The organism is uncultured Gilvimarinus sp., assembly GCF_963975215.1.
Lineage (GTDB): Bacteria > Pseudomonadota > Gammaproteobacteria > Pseudomonadales > Cellvibrionaceae > Gilvimarinus.
Genome location: NZ_CAXBFW010000013.1, coordinates 88,175 through 102,207, shown reverse-complemented (window position 1 = coordinate 102,207; position 14,033 = coordinate 88,175). Strand labels below are relative to the sequence as shown.

At 53.4% G+C, this 14,033-nt stretch carries 13 protein-coding genes; 6 read left to right on the top strand and 7 right to left on the bottom strand.

What is annotated here, in order from left to right; translation table 11 throughout:
* Positions 1–126: 126 nt before the first annotated feature.
* Both AAC019_RS10510 and AAC019_RS10505 read right to left on the bottom strand, forming a co-directional pair.
* Entirely contained in the window at positions 127–423 is a 297-nt protein-coding gene (locus AAC019_RS10510; protein WP_339898794.1) for a type II toxin-antitoxin system RelE/ParE family toxin, read from the bottom strand.
* Positions 423–677 carry a type II toxin-antitoxin system ParD family antitoxin gene (locus AAC019_RS10505; protein ID WP_339898793.1) on the bottom strand — a complete coding sequence of 85 codons (255 nt, stop codon included), beginning with the start codon at positions 675–677 and terminating at the stop codon, positions 423–425. Before AAC019_RS10505 ends, AAC019_RS10510 begins: the two co-directional genes overlap by 1 nt.
* A gap of 132 nt (positions 678–809) precedes the next feature.
* On the opposite strand from AAC019_RS10505, the gene AAC019_RS10500 reads away from it, so the two are divergent.
* Positions 810–1,202 carry a hypothetical protein gene (locus tag AAC019_RS10500; RefSeq protein ID WP_339898796.1) on the top strand — a complete coding sequence of 131 codons (393 nt, stop codon included), beginning with the start codon at positions 810–812 and terminating at the stop codon, positions 1,200–1,202.
* A 74-nt stretch (positions 1,203–1,276) separates the two neighbouring features.
* Here AAC019_RS10500 and AAC019_RS10495 read toward each other — a convergent pair whose 3' ends face one another.
* Complete coding sequence (locus tag AAC019_RS10495) at positions 1,277–1,762, bottom strand: pilin (protein ID WP_339898792.1); 486 nt, start codon at positions 1,760–1,762, stop codon at positions 1,277–1,279.
* A 333-nt stretch (positions 1,763–2,095) separates the two neighbouring features.
* Between AAC019_RS10495 and pilB the strand changes: the two genes are divergently transcribed.
* The 5 genes from pilB to yacG all read left to right on the top strand — a co-directional run bounded on the left by pilB (position 2,096) and on the right by yacG (position 7,833).
* A complete protein-coding gene (gene pilB / locus AAC019_RS10490; protein ID WP_339898790.1) occupies positions 2,096–3,805 on the top strand; it encodes a type IV-A pilus assembly ATPase PilB in 1,710 nt (569 codons plus the stop codon).
* Between the two features lie 2 nt (positions 3,806–3,807).
* The gene (locus AAC019_RS10485) at positions 3,808–5,067 is read left to right on the top strand and encodes a type II secretion system F family protein (protein WP_339898789.1); all 1,260 of its coding nucleotides are present in this window, start codon (positions 3,808–3,810) and stop codon (positions 5,065–5,067) included.
* Positions 5,068–5,071: 4 nt separating this feature from the next.
* Positions 5,072–5,947 carry an A24 family peptidase gene (locus tag AAC019_RS10480; protein WP_339898787.1) on the top strand — a complete coding sequence of 292 codons (876 nt, stop codon included), beginning with the start codon at positions 5,072–5,074 and terminating at the stop codon, positions 5,945–5,947.
* Positions 5,948–6,157: 210 nt separating this feature from the next.
* On the top strand, positions 6,158–6,772 hold the full coding sequence (coaE, locus tag AAC019_RS10475) for a dephospho-CoA kinase (protein WP_339898786.1): 615 nt from the start codon (positions 6,158–6,160) through the stop codon (positions 6,770–6,772).
* Positions 6,773–7,647: 875 nt separating this feature from the next.
* Positions 7,648–7,833 carry a DNA gyrase inhibitor YacG gene (yacG, locus tag AAC019_RS10470; RefSeq protein ID WP_339898785.1) on the top strand — a complete coding sequence of 62 codons (186 nt, stop codon included), beginning with the start codon at positions 7,648–7,650 and terminating at the stop codon, positions 7,831–7,833.
* 177 nt (positions 7,834–8,010) lie between these two features.
* Here the strand turns inward: yacG and AAC019_RS10465 are convergent, their stop codons facing one another.
* The 4 genes from AAC019_RS10465 to AAC019_RS10450 all read right to left on the bottom strand — a co-directional run bounded on the left by AAC019_RS10465 (position 8,011) and on the right by AAC019_RS10450 (position 13,970).
* The gene (locus AAC019_RS10465; RefSeq protein WP_339898784.1) at positions 8,011–8,973 is read right to left on the bottom strand and encodes a Nudix family hydrolase; all 963 of its coding nucleotides are present in this window, start codon (positions 8,971–8,973) and stop codon (positions 8,011–8,013) included.
* A 1-nt stretch (position 8,974) separates the two neighbouring features.
* Positions 8,975–10,195 carry a bifunctional glutamate N-acetyltransferase/amino-acid acetyltransferase ArgJ gene (gene argJ / locus AAC019_RS10460; protein WP_339898783.1) on the bottom strand — a complete coding sequence of 407 codons (1,221 nt, stop codon included), beginning with the start codon at positions 10,193–10,195 and terminating at the stop codon, positions 8,975–8,977.
* 13 nt (positions 10,196–10,208) lie between these two features.
* A complete protein-coding gene (secA, locus tag AAC019_RS10455; protein ID WP_339898782.1) occupies positions 10,209–12,929 on the bottom strand; it encodes a preprotein translocase subunit SecA in 2,721 nt (906 codons plus the stop codon).
* A 108-nt stretch (positions 12,930–13,037) separates the two neighbouring features.
* Positions 13,038–13,970 (bottom strand): M23 family metallopeptidase, encoded by a 933-nt coding sequence (locus tag AAC019_RS10450; RefSeq protein WP_339898781.1) that lies wholly within the window; start codon positions 13,968–13,970, stop codon positions 13,038–13,040.
* Between the last annotated feature and the right edge of the window lie 63 nt (positions 13,971–14,033).

Below are 14,033 nucleotides of genomic sequence, written 5' to 3'. Positions count from 1 at the left end.
TGGCAACGACGAGTACGGGCCAGCCTGGAAGCCATAATCGACGCCATTCGAGTACATATGTGGGAACAGCGGGGCCGGTAGCCATTGCCGCCAGATGCCATATTCAACCTAGGGCTAGCCATTCTATTAACCCAGAAGCCTTTCGGGTGCATCCATTTCCTCGTGCAGCACACGAACAACCAACACCCCCGACTCAAGCACCTGATAAAAAACAGCGTGCTGCTCAGCCTGCAACCTGCGATACCTAGGAGAAACATGGGCATAATCCGCGCCCAGCGCGGGATGATCAAGCAGCGCTGCCATTCCCTCCTCCAGCTGATCCAAATATTTATCCGCCTGTTCACTCCCCCATGCTTCGCAGGTATACACCCAAATTCCGATTAAATCCGACTCCGCTTTAGGGGTGATGCACAGCTTAAGCACTAATCAGCCACCTTCATACGGTCACGGCCAGCCGCCTTGACAGCCGACATGCTGAGCGGCCTAGGCTTACCGCTTAACTCACCCTCAGCGAGGGCCTGTCGCAGCGTGGCAAGACGCTCTTTCATCTGTCGGTCTCTTCGGATGAGATCGCGAATATACTCACTATCATTACCGAAGTGACCGCTTGCAACCTGACCCTTCACCCAGTCGTTTTGCTGTTCGGTCAGCGTGATGGTTTTTCGGTGCATACTCATAGTGGGAGCTCCTAAAACAGCAGTAATATGACATTATCATACCACCTTTGCGCACCGGAGCAGTGCCAACACAAGGACTGGGAGGCCAGATACTTAAGCTACCTCATCCATGGGGACTGAGGACCATATGATATTCTGCGGATTCCATTAGGGCCAGAGGCTTTAATAACCTTACCCGAAGGCCGGATATATGGAAGCAACCCTTTTACGATCATAAGAAATTTATCTTGCAATACGGGGCGGACCATATATGACCCCGGCGCCTCTCAGCTGGATGAAGCCCTGACGAGCGGAGCAGATATTGTGATGCTAGACGAAATGGACTTAGAGGAGGTAAACCGTCACCTAGAAGGCAAAACCTTTATAGCGCAGCTAGAGCTATCGGGCGGGGTAGACATCGCACAAATCAACGCGCTGAAAAGCTTATTTAAAAATATCAGCCGGATATCGGTGGGGGCGCTAACCAAGCACCGCCGGGCGGTGAATTTGTCGATGCGGGTGGACGCATCTTTCACTCAACTATAACGCTCGGCATAAAAAAACAGCCCCGGCAAAACCGAGGCTGCTTTTAAAAAGATCAAACAACTTTGTCGAATGACTTACAAGCGACACTCACCCGGCAAGAACTGAGTCTCAATGGTGGTGCCACCTGCACCAGCAGCAGGAGAGCAGTTCCACTCGACGGTACCGCTGGAGTTAGCATCAGTAATTGGATTGTTATTGATAGTAGGGACAAATTGAACAACGTTGGTACCACCAAGCTGCGGAATCCCGCCCAAAGTCACATCAATAGTGCCAGTGGCAGGATCAACAGCCACATTAGTTATACGAGTTGTAAGGATTTCCCCGGTACCAACAGCAGCAGCAACCTCACCAGAGTATGCAGCCACACCAGCAATACCACCAGTCGCAAACATCTCAGTTACGCCAACCTTCAGTTCACTCGCGGCAACCAAACCTTCAGATACCTGTGCACGCACAGTGTAATCTTGGTAAGCAGGCAGAGCTACAGCCGCCAGAATACCGATAATCGCCACTACGATCATCAATTCGATCAGGGTAAAGCCTTGTTGTACTTTTTTCATTAGAGCCTCCAAATATGCTCAAAGTAAAATATTGTGTTCTTATCCGGCCCCCCATTGAGCCTAGCGGTAACTGAGCAAGGTGTGGGCCAACACGCACAAAGCGGTTGATAAGAGCTAAAACAGAAGTTATTAGACCAACACGCCAACCGAGACTGCCGCCCGACGACCATCAGTGCCAAAAAACGTCACCTTTAAACGGCAAAATTGAGTTGCGCCACACAAACATTGCCAACAAGGCCAACAGTTCGTAAAGTAAACCCCAATAACGGCCTTTATACACAAGGCACTAAGCTTGCGACCTAAACCATTACACGAACAAAAGCATTTAAGCCTATGGCAGCACTTAACGGATTGGCAAAGCGACTGGTTAACGACGGCCTGCTGGATGAAACCCTGGCCGCGAGCGGGCTGGCCGAGGCAAACAAACAAAAACTGCCGTTTGTTATCTATTTGGTGCAAAGCGGTGTGCTGGATGCCAAAACCCTGGCTCAGGTAGCGGCCGATGAATTTGGCACCCCGGTATTTGACCTTAAAGCCCTTAACCCGCAAGCAATGCCCAGCAAGCTGGTGGACGCCAAGCTGATTGAAAAGCACCGCGCCCTACCCTTAATGCGCCGCGGCAACCGTTTGTTTGTGGGCGTCGTCGACCCCACCAATTTGCACGCGCTAGACGAGATTAAATTTAATACCGGTATTAATACCGAGGCCGTGTTGGTCGAGGCCGATAAACTCACCGTTGCCATCGAGGCTTACATTAACGCCAATGAAGAGAGTATTGGTGATGCCTTGGGTGGGCTGGACGATGAAGACCTGGACGGGCTAAGCGCCGAAGGCACAGCAGTAAAAGAAGATGAGGAGACCAGCGAGGCCGACGAAGCACCGATTGTGCGCTTTATTAACAAGGTGCTGCTGGACGCCATTAAAATTGGCGCCTCGGATATTCACTTTGAGCCCTACGAGAAGGCCTACCGGGTTAGGTTACGCACCGACGGCATATTACAAGAGGTGTCGCGGCCGCCCATTAACCTGGCCACCCGGCTAGCCGCACGCTTAAAGGTGATGTCGCAAATGGATATCTCCGAGCGCCGGGTACCGCAGGATGGCCGGATAAAAATGAAGATATCCAAAACCCGCGCTATCGACTTTCGGGTTAACACGCTGCCAACACTGTTTGGCGAGAAGATTGTACTGCGGATTCTGGATCCAAGCTCGGCCAAACTGGGCATCGATGCCCTGGGCTACGAAGACGCGCAAAAGAAGATGTACCTGGACGCGCTGGAGCAGCCGCAGGGCATGATTCTGGTTACCGGCCCTACCGGTAGCGGTAAAACCGTATCGCTGTATACCGGCCTAAACATTCTTAATACCGAGGAGCGTAATATATCCACCGCCGAAGACCCGGTGGAAATTAACCTCGAGGGCATCAATCAGGTACAAATGAACACCAAGGTGGGCCTAACCTTTGCCGAGGCGCTGCGCTCGTTTTTGCGCCAAGACCCGGACATTGTGATGGTGGGTGAGATTCGCGACCTGGAAACGGCCGAAATTGCCATTAAAGCCGCGCAAACTGGCCACTTGGTACTCTCAACTTTGCACACCAACAGCGCCCCCGAAACCTTAACCCGCTTACTGAATATGGGTGTGCCGGCGTTTAACGTGGCGACCAGTGTTAGCTTAATTATTGCCCAGCGACTGGCTCGCCGCCTGTGCCCCAAGTGCAAAAAGCCGGCAACCGATATACCGCCCGAAATTTTGACCGAAGAAGGGTTTGACGATATTGGCATCCCACGGGAGGAGTTTGAGCTGTTCCACCCGGTTGGGTGCGACTCTTGCTTAAAGGGGTATAAAGGCCGTGTGGGCGTCTATGAAGTAGTTCGCATCACACCTGCGATATCTAGCCTTATAATGGAGGGGGGGAACTCACTTCAAATAGCCAAAGCAGCTAACGAGGCGGGTTTTAATAACTTAAGAGTTTCTGCGCTGCGCAAAGCAGCTCAAGGCTTAACCAGCCTAGAAGAAGCCAACCGAGTGACCAAGGATTAACCATGGCGACCGCAACCGCGCAACAAAAAGCAAAAACACGCAGACCAACCAAAGCCGTCACCTCGTCGACCTTTGTATATAAAGCCACCGACAAAAAAGGCAAGCCGGTACAGGGTGAGACCAGCGGTACCAGCCCGGCGTTAATTCGCGCTCACTTACAAAAACAAGGGCTACACGTAAAGTCAGTTAAAAAGAAGCCTAAGCCCTTATTGGGGAGCGGCGGAAAAAAGATTAAAGCAACTGACATTGCCGTATTCTCCCGCCAAATGGCCACTATGATGAAAGCCGGTGTGCCACTGGTGCAAGCATTTGATATTGTTGCTGACGGCGTCGACAACCTTTCGGTACGAAAGCTGATTAATGAAATTCGCGACGAGGTGGCCTCGGGCACTGGCTTTGCCCCGGCACTGCGTAAGCATCCGCGCTATTTTGACGACTTGTTTTGCAACTTAGTAGAGGCCGGCGAGCAGTCGGGCGCCCTCGAGACGATGCTAGATCGCATCGCGACCTACAAAGAAAAAACTGAGGCCCTTAAAGCAAAAATTAAAAAAGCGCTCACCTACCCCATCGCCGTTATCGTGGTAGCCATTGTAGTTACCGCTATTTTGCTTATTAAAGTAGTACCGCAGTTTGCCGAAACCTTTGGCAGCTTTGGTGCAGAGCTTCCCGCCTTTACGCTGTTTGTACTTCATTTGTCAGATTTGGCGCAAGCTTATTGGCTTTACTTCTTTGTTGGACTGATCGCGCTGTTTTTTGCATTTAAAGAGTTAAAGTTTCGCAGTAAAAAAGTCGCCTACGCAGTGGATAGGTACATGCTAAAACTACCTATTATCGGCGACATTTTGTACCTATCTGTGATGGCCCGCTTTGCCCGTACACTCTCTACAACGTTTGCCGCCGGTGTTCCACTTATCGATGCGCTGACATCCGTGGCCGGTGCGGCGGGTAACCGTATATACCAAGATGCCATTATCACCGTACGAGAGGAAGTTTCGACGGGTATTCAGCTCAATACAGCCCTAAAAAACCGTGGTATTTTCCCCTCCTTGTTAATACAGATGGCTTCAATCGGTGAAGAATCTGGTGCATTGGACGAAATGCTGGATAAAGTTGCGGTTTACTACGAGGAAGCCGTGGATAACAAAGTCGACAGCTTATCGTCGTTGCTAGAACCCATGATTATGTCAGTTTTGGGGGTTTTGGTGGGCGGCTTGATGATCGCGATGTATCTACCTATCTTCCAGCTCGGGCAGGTTATGTAACTTCATGTCGACAACCTCTTTTTTAGCCAGCGAATACAGCTGGTTTGTGTATATCGTTACCGTTTTATTTGGTTTAACCCTTGGCAGCTTCTTCAACGTAGTCATCCTGCGCCTCCCCAAAATTATGGAGGCGTCCTGGCGTGAGCAGTGCTGTGAGTTGTTAGAGCAACCAAACGACGCGCCAACAGAAAAGCTCGGCCTGGCCTTCCCGGCCTCTCATTGCCCTAAGTGCAAAGCTGCCATTAAGCCTTGGCAGAATATTCCGGTTATTAGCTATTTACTGCTTAAGGGTAAATGCGCTAGCTGCAAAGTGCGTATATCGCCCCGCTACCCGATTATTGAAACTATAACAGCGCTATTGTCGCTGGCTATTGTGGTTAAATTTGGGGTAACCGCCACCTCTGGCGCGCTGCTGGTTTTAACCTGGGCGCTGCTGGTATTAACGGTTATTGATATCGACACCCAGCTACTGCCCGATGATATTACCCTGCCTTTGGTGTGGCTGGGATTAATTGTTAATTACTTTGGCTTAGTAACCGATTTACCCAGCGCCTTGTGGGGCGCCGTGTTTGGTTATTTATCGCTGTGGTCGGTATTTTGGCTGTTTAAGCTACTGACCGGCAAAGAGGGTATGGGCTACGGCGATTTTAAATTGCTCGCCGCACTGGGCGCCTGGATGGGCTGGCAGATGTTGCCGCTGATTATTATTTTATCGTCGCTGGTGGGTGCGGTTATTGGCATCGGCATGATTTTAATAATGGGCCGCGATAAAAACATACCCATTCCGTTTGGCCCCTACTTAGCTATTGCCGGCTGGATCGCGCTGCTGTGGGGCGATGAAGTCGTCGCGCAGTATTTGCAAGTGGCGATGGTGGGGTGAACGGATGTGAAAAAGAAAGTCGGATGGCTGACGTCGGACGTCTGATGTGAAAGAAATAAATCGGCTACAGTGAGACAGGCCTTCGTCTGCCCACCGCCAGGCCGTCATACCGAATGACTGCCTAGCTATCTTTTACGTCCGACGTCAGACCTCCTAGCCACCCTCCAATGCCAACCCCGCTTAATGCCATAAGTAGGAGCCGAAAACCCCATGCCCTCTCCTAAACTAACCATCGGCCTTACCGGCGGCATCGGTAGCGGTAAAAGCGCCGCGTCGGCCTGCTTTGAGCGGTTAGGGATTTGCGTGGTAGATGCCGATGTCGTTGCCCGCGAAGTGGTCGAGCCTAACACGCCGGCGTTAGCCGATATCGCACAACACTTTGGCCCCACAATTTTACAGCCTGAAGGCACGCTTGACCGGGCGCAATTGCGGCAAATTATTTTTGCCGACCCCACCCAAAAAGCCTGGCTTGAGGGGCTGCTGCACCCCATTATCAATCAGCGCTTAAAAGAGCAGCTAGCTAATGCCCAATCGGCGTATGTGATTTTTGTATCGCCGTTGTTGCTGGAGACTAGCCAACACCAACTCACCGACCGGATATTGGTTATCGACTGCCCGCCAGAGTCACAAGTAGCCCGCGCCGCGCTGCGGGACAATATTGCGCCGACGCAAATAGAGGCGATTATGGCGACTCAGCTAAACCGCACCGAGCGATTGGCACGCGCGCAGGACGTGTTGCACAACCATGGCAGCCTGGATGACCTTGAGGTGCAGATTGGTAAGTTGCACCAACGTTATTTGGCTTTGAGTGACAGCCTCGACTAGATTATTACGTTGCACTAACCCCTCTCAATTGTCATTCCTATGGAAATGGGAACCCAGCCGTTTTGATTTGACGCACACCGTAGCTTACAGGCACTGGATCGGCCTCGCCATCCTTGGCTCTTGCCGACATTAGTACTTCCATTTACGTCAGCCTGGGTCTCTGCGTCGCTGGGCCCAGAATGACGCTGAGAGTACGGCACTTTGCCGTCATTCCGTGAATACGGGAACCCAGTGGCTTTGATTTGACGCACTCCGTAGCTCTCAGACTCTGGATCCCGGGTCTCCGCTTCGCTACGCCCGGGATGACGATGTAGTAGAGCGTGTGTTGTGCTGATCTCGCCCCCCACAGCGTCGCTCCCATGAAAATGGGAACCTAGTGACTTTGATTTACCGCACCTATTACTTTGCTGACTCTCGATAGACCTCGCCATCCCTAGCTCTTGCCGATATTAATACTCCCTGTACGTCATCCCGGGGCAGTGTTCGAACTGACAAAGACGCTGGATCGGCTTCGCTATCCCTAGCTCCTGCCGACATTAGTACTTCCTGTACGTCATCCCGGGTCTCCGCTTCGCTGCACCCGGGATGACGCTGTAGAGAGTAGGCACTTTGCTGTCATTCCCGTGAATACGGGAATCCAGCGGCTTTGATTTGACGCACTCCGTAGCTTACGGGCACTGGATCCCGGGTCTCCGCTTCGCTGCGCCCGGGATGACGGTGTAGAGAGAGAGTGGTGCCGGCCCCTCCTCCCCCGTCCACCACCACCCTCCCTTGATCGTCGTTCCCATGAAAATGGGAACCTAGTGGCTTTGATTTACCGCACGTCGTACTTTGTCAGCTTGCGGCACCGCTCGACTCGAGGGATAATCCCCACCATGAATGATGATGTGATAAAACTAAACTGCCCCACCTGCCAAAAAGCCATTGTCTGGAGCGAAGATTACCCTTTTCGCCCCTTTTGCTGTGAGCGTTGCAAAATGATTGATTTGGGGGAGTGGGCGGGCGAAGGCCACCGTATTCCGGGCGAGGATGCCCAGGCAAAGAATGATGAGTTTGAATAAAAGAAAGTCGGATGGCTGACATCGTGTCAGGCTTGAAGATAAGTGATGCTTGCGCGCTTTTAGGTGAACTGCGTACCCCGGCAGGCAATGACAGTATGGGGGAGCGACAAAGCCCTTAGCCATTTAACATCCCTTAGCCATTGAACAAGAGCCTAACCATCGGCTTGGCATCCAACATCAGCCGTCCGACGTCAGACTTTCCCCACCCCACCACGCCGATATAGCGGCAACGCCCTGCCCGCCGGCGCGCTGCGCTCTATTAGTATCCCGGTCGGTCATGCCTCCCAGTGCATACATAGGCATTTTTGCTTTGGCGGTAAGCTCGGCAAATGTATCCCATCCCATAGGGCTGGCATCAGGATGGGAGGAGGTTGCCTGTACCGGCGACAGCACCAAATAATCGAGCCCTAAATGATTAGCCTGGGCGATATCCCGCGCATTATGACAAGAGCCCCCCACCAAACAGCCCGACACACTCGCGGGCCTTTGCGTTAACTCATGCAGCCGCTCGCTGTTTAGGTGTACTCCGTCGGCCTCACATTCCGCTGCAAGCGCAGTATCCGTATTGATTACAAGCTTCGCGCCATAATCGGCGCAACGTGCCTTAACCTTTTGCGCCAACGGCTTTAATGCGTCTGGCGATAACTGCGGGGCGCGCAGCTGAATCAGGCGTAGCCCTTGTGCTAACGAGTTATCAATACGCGCTAAAAAATCCGCCTCAGAGTTAAACGGCCCGGTAATGAGCAGTCGCTCGGGCAACTGTAAGGCATTGACGATAGGGTAATTGGCTGCGGGGAATGGGTATTGACTGAGCTCGGCGGCCGTTACCCAGCGCACTGGCTGCCCCTCTTTGCCGATGGGCGTACCGCTAACGTTTAGTACGCGGTGTACATCGAGCAATACGCGTTTATCGCCATAGTCGTGGGCAATTTGGATCACCGGCTGAAACTTATCGCAATGCACGTCTAGCTCTTCATAGAGCTCGCGAGCAAGCGCCTGCTGCACGGTTTCGCCCGGCTCGACCTTACCGCCGGGAAACTCCCACAAACCACCCTGGTGAGCGGTTTGTGGGCGCTTGGCGATTAAGATGTTTGCCTCTGAATCCGTCAGCACGCCAACGGCCACATGCACTTGCTTCATATTACGTGCGGTAGTCGGCGTTAATACGCACATACTCGTAGGATAAATCGGTGGTCCACAGGGTTTCCTGTGCCACCCCACGGCCCAAATCAATAGCGATGGTAATGCGCTCGCCATTCATCACTTGCTGGCCCTGCTCTTCGGTATAGCTGGCCGCGCGGCCGCCGTGCTCGACGATCAATACATCGTTTAAATGCACCGTCACGGCCTCATCGTCCAGGTCTGTAACGCCGGCATAGCCGATGGCAGCCACGATACGCCCCCAGTTAGGGTCACTGGCAAACAGCGCCGTTTTAATAAGTGGTGAGTGCGCTACGGCGTAGGCCACTTTTAAACATTCATCGTGACTGGCGCCGCCAGTCACATCGATGGTAACAAACTTAGTGGCGCCCTCGCCGTCGGCCACAATCGCCTGTGCCAGCTCGGTGGCCACGTCGATCACCGCCGTACGCAACAGCGCGTAATCGCCTGAGCTGGTATCGCTGATAACCGCGTTACCCGCCTGGCCGGATGCCATTAACATGCAGGCATCGTTGGTCGAGGTATCGCCATCAATCGTGATGCGGTTAAACGACAACCCGGCCGACTCGCGCACCAGTTGCTGCAACACATCGGCCGCAACGGCAGCATCGGTGGCGATATAACCCAGCATAGTGGCCATGTTGGGGTTAATCATGCCGGCGCCCTTCGAGATTCCATTTACGGTAACCGTCTGGCCGTCCAGCACCAGCTGCCGGGTTGCCCCTTTAGGCCGGGTGTCGGTGGTCATAATGGCGCGGGCTGCGCGCTCCCACGCATCTTCATGAGTGCTTTGGCACAGCGTGGGTATTACTGAGGTAATTTTAGCCACGGGTAGTGGCTCGCCAATAACACCAGTAGAAAACGGCAACACCTGCGCCTGAGACACACCCATTTGCGCCGCAACACTGGCGCACACGGTTAACGCGTTTTGGTAACCCGAATCGCCGGTGCAGGCGTTGGCGTTACCCGAGTTAATAATTAAATAACGTGCCTCGGCCTCGGCCAGGTGTGCGCGGCACACTTTAACCGGCGCCGCGCAAAACGCATTTTGCGTAAAAACTCCGGCCACAGTACTGCCAGGCGCCAATGCAAACAACAGTACATCGTCGCGCCCGGGCTTTTTAATACCGGCGCCCGCGGCGGCAATGGCAACACCCGCCACCGGCGGCATAGTGGGAAACGGATATTCACCTACAGCCATGTTATGAGCTCTCTTAAGTCAGCGTACCGTGACACTGTTTATACTTCTTCCCTGAGCCGCAGGGACACGGATCGTTGCGGCCCACTTTGCGACCTTCACGGGTAACGGGTGCTGCGCCCGCCTGACCGGCCTCGGGGCGTTTAGCGCCCTCTGTGCCCATGGCCGAAGCCTGATCGTGGGTAAGCTGCATTTTTTGACGCGCCTGGGCTTCTTCGGCCATGCGGCGGCGCTCCATTTCTTCCATTTGCTCGCGGCTAACCGGCTCGACCCGCGCCAGCATATTAATAGACTCGCGCTTAACGGTTTCAAGCATTTCCTGAAACAAGAAAAAGGCTTCGCGCTTATATTCTTGCTTGGGGTTACGCTGCGCGTACGAGCGCAGGTTAATGCCCTGACGCAAATGATCCATACTGGCTAACTGCTCTTTCCAGGAGTTATCCAGCACCTGCAGCATCACCTGGCGCTCGATCTCGCGCATGACCTCGCCAATGCGCTCACACTTCTCGCTATAGGCCTGCTGTACTGCTTGCTGAATACGCTCGCGCAGGGTTTCTTCGTGCAGGTTGTCGTCTTCGTTCAGCCATTGCTGCACCGGCAGCTGCAAACCAAAGTCCGCTTCTAGTTGTTTCTCTAAGCCTGGGATATCCCACTGATCTTCAATCGACTGCGGTGGCACGTGAGCGCTGACCAGATCGTCCACTACGTCTTCACGCACGTTGGCAACGGTATCAGAAATATCCTGCGCCTCTAACAGCTCGTTACGCTGTTGATACACAATTTGCCGCTGATCGTTCGCCACATCATCGTATTCCAGCAGTTGCTTACGAATATCAAAGTTGCGCCCTTCGACTTTGCGCTGGGCTTTTTCGATGGCGTTGTTCACCATACGATGCTCAATCGCTTCGCCTTTTTCCATGCCCAGCGCCTGCATTAAATTGCGCACGCGATCTGAGGCAAAGATACGCATCAGGTTATCTTCCAGCGACAGGTAAAAACAGGTAACCCCCGGATCACCCTGACGACCGGCACGGCCACGCAGCTGATTATCGATACGACGCGACTCGTGCCGCTCGGTACCAATAATGTGTAAGCCGCCGGCTTCAATGACTTGCTGGTGACGAACCTTCCACTCGCTTTTAGCTTTTTCTATTTGCGCCTCAGAGGCGTCGCCAAGTGCCGCGACTTCAGCCTCCCAGCTGCCGCCCAACACAATATCGGTACCGCGACCCGCCATGTTGGTGGCGATAGTGACGTTACCGGGGCGACCGGCCTGAGCGATAATCTCGGCTTCTTTTTCGTGGAACTTAGCGTTAAGCACCTGGTGCGGAATACCGGCTTGTTTTAAACGCTTAGACATTTCCTCGGAGGTTTCAATCGAGGCGGTACCCACCAAAATAGGCGCGTTGTTTTTACGATACTCTTCAATATCGTGCACAATCGCATCAAATTTTTCCGGGATCGATAAGTACACCAAATCGTTTTTATCGATACGCTGGGTAGGCCGGTTGGTGGGGATAACCACCACATCCAGGCTGTAAATATCGCGAAACTCAAACGCTTCGGTATCAGCGGTACCTGTCATGCCCGACAAAGTTGGATACAAACGGAAGTAGTTTTGAAAGGTGGTCGAGGCCAGCGTTTGGCTCTCGCTTTGAATCCGCACGCCCTCTTTTGCCTCAATCGCCTGGTGCAAACCCTCGGACAAACGCCGGCCCGCCATGGTGCGGCCCGTGTGCTCGTCAATCAGCACGACTTCGTTGTTTTGCACGATGTACTCGACATCGCGATGAAACAACGCGTGGGCACGCAGCGCCGAGTTTACGTGGTGCAGTAAGCTCAGGTTAGCGGCCGAGTATAGGCTGTCTGTTTCGGGCAGTAGCTCGGCGTCAATCAATAGTTGCTCGACATGCTGATGACCCTGCTCGGTCAGCTCAACCTGGCGGCTTTTCTCATCCACATAGTAATCGCCCTCTTCTTCGTCTTCTTGCTGACGAGTCAGGCTGCCGATGAGTTTATTCATGCGCTGGTACAGCTCGGCGCTGTTTTGTGTGGGGCCCGAGATAATCAGCGGTGTGCGCGACTCATCGATCAGAATCGAATCCACCTCATCCACCACGGCAAAGTGCAGTTCGCGCTGAACTTTGTCTTCTTTGCGCATGGCCATATTGTCGCGCAGGTAGTCAAAGCCAAACTCGTTGTTGGTGCCGTAGGTAATGTCAGCCCCGTAGGCTTCGCGCTTGGCATCGGTCATTTGGCCCGACTGAATTACACCTACGCTTAGCCCCATAAATTCATATAGCGGCTGCATCCAGGCGGCATCGCGGCTTGCCAGATAATCGTTGACCGTAACAATATGCACCCCTTTACCGGTAATCGCCCGCAGATAACTTGGTAAAGTGGCCATCAGGGTTTTACCTTCACCGGTGCGCATCTCGGCGATACAGCCTTCGTGCAGCGTCATGCCACCAATTAACTGCACATCAAAGTGGCGCATACCCAAAACGCGATGGCTGGCTTCGCGTACAGCGGCAAAAGCCTCAGGCAGAATCGCATCGATTTTTTCACCGTCGGCAAAACGCTGCTGAAACTCGGCGGTTTTGGCTTTTAGGTCCGCGTCCGAGAGCGCTTGCATTTGCTCTTCCAGCTCATTAATACGCACCACTGTTTTGCGCATACGTTTCAGTACGCGATCGTTTTTGGAGCCCAAGACCCATTTAGTCACTTTAGCTAACATGCAATAAATCCATAAAATCAATAAACGTCTGCGCCGCCGTCCTTAGACAACCGCGCTACAGCCTGAAACTCAGGCACAATAGAGGCAGAGATGAAAACCGAAAGAGGGTTATCGCAAGGTGCGATGTATGTACGAGGCAGGGTCGACAGAGCGGCCATTTTTGTACACCTCAAAGTGTACGTGAGGCCCCGTCGAGCGACCGGTAGAGCCCATCAACGCAATGACCTGGCCCTTTTTAACAACGTCGCCAACTTTTACCGTGTTTTCTTTGTTGTGGGCATAACGGGTCGAGAAACCACCACCGTGGTTGACCTCAACCAAGTTACCGTAACCGTGACGATCATCGGACCAGGTAACAACGCCGGCGGCAACAGCGACAACGTTAGCCCCCTCTTTACCGGCAAAATCGACACCACCGTGCCAGGCTACTTTGCCGCTAAACGGATCGGTACGCCGACCATAGCGCGACGACATCCAGCCCTTTTCGATGGGGCGGCCCGCAACAAAAATATCTTCTTTAAGGCGCCGGTTGACCAGCAGCGCATCCAGCGTCTCTAGCTGTTGCTCGCGGTTGGCGATCTGCCGGGACAGCTCATCGATAGCATCAATAAAGCGAGGGGGTGAATACGCATCACCTAATTCGGTATCTTCCGGGCCACCCAGGGCGGGCAGCTGACTAAAATCAAATTCGCCAGAATCAAGCTTCGCGATGTTGGTAAGGCGCTCGCCCAATGCATCCAACCGCACTAGCCGCGCCTGCAGCTCGGCCACTTTTAAGGTCAGCGCGGCGACTTCCGAGCGCGCCCGCTGGCGGCTCTCTAAAACCTGGCTTTGCTGCTCGGCGAGCGCGCTATCCCAAGCCCGGCGGGATTCAGCGGTAAAAAAGTCGCTGTTGTTTTGCGCCACCAGCAGGTGGTAACCCAATGCACCGGCGACCGCCGGCAACCCCAGAATACACACGGACAATAACGCACGCGTCCAGCCGCCCAGCGTAATGCTGCGCGCGTGACCGTGGCGTTTACTGACCAGAATAATCTTCATGTCGGTATATCTAAGGGTACTCTGTGTGTTTGTCTCATTATCAAACGGCAATAAAAAGTAAGC

What these genes read in the sequence shown, in the direction of transcription:
- AAC019_RS10505 (WP_339898793.1), bottom strand. Translation starts at nt 677, where the DNA reads ATGAGTATGCACCGAAAAACCATCACGCTGACCGAACAGCAAAACGAC.
- AAC019_RS10495 (WP_339898792.1), bottom strand. Translation starts at nt 1,762, where the DNA reads ATGAAAAAAGTACAACAAGGCTTTACCCTGATCGAATTGATGATCGTA.
- pilB (WP_339898790.1), top strand. Translation starts at nt 2,096, where the DNA reads ATGGCAGCACTTAACGGATTGGCAAAGCGACTGGTTAACGACGGCCTG.
- AAC019_RS10485 (WP_339898789.1), top strand. Translation starts at nt 3,808, where the DNA reads ATGGCGACCGCAACCGCGCAACAAAAAGCAAAAACACGCAGACCAACC.
- AAC019_RS10480 (WP_339898787.1), top strand. Translation starts at nt 5,072, where the DNA reads ATGTCGACAACCTCTTTTTTAGCCAGCGAATACAGCTGGTTTGTGTAT.
- coaE (WP_339898786.1), top strand. Translation starts at nt 6,158, where the DNA reads ATGCCCTCTCCTAAACTAACCATCGGCCTTACCGGCGGCATCGGTAGC.
- yacG (WP_339898785.1), top strand. Translation starts at nt 7,648, where the DNA reads ATGAATGATGATGTGATAAAACTAAACTGCCCCACCTGCCAAAAAGCC.
- AAC019_RS10465 (WP_339898784.1), bottom strand. Translation starts at nt 8,973, where the DNA reads ATGAAGCAAGTGCATGTGGCCGTTGGCGTGCTGACGGATTCAGAGGCA.
- argJ (WP_339898783.1), bottom strand. Translation starts at nt 10,195, where the DNA reads ATGGCTGTAGGTGAATATCCGTTTCCCACTATGCCGCCGGTGGCGGGT.
- secA (WP_339898782.1), bottom strand. Translation starts at nt 12,929, where the DNA reads ATGTTAGCTAAAGTGACTAAATGGGTCTTGGGCTCCAAAAACGATCGC.
- AAC019_RS10450 (WP_339898781.1), bottom strand. Translation starts at nt 13,970, where the DNA reads ATGAAGATTATTCTGGTCAGTAAACGCCACGGTCACGCGCGCAGCATT.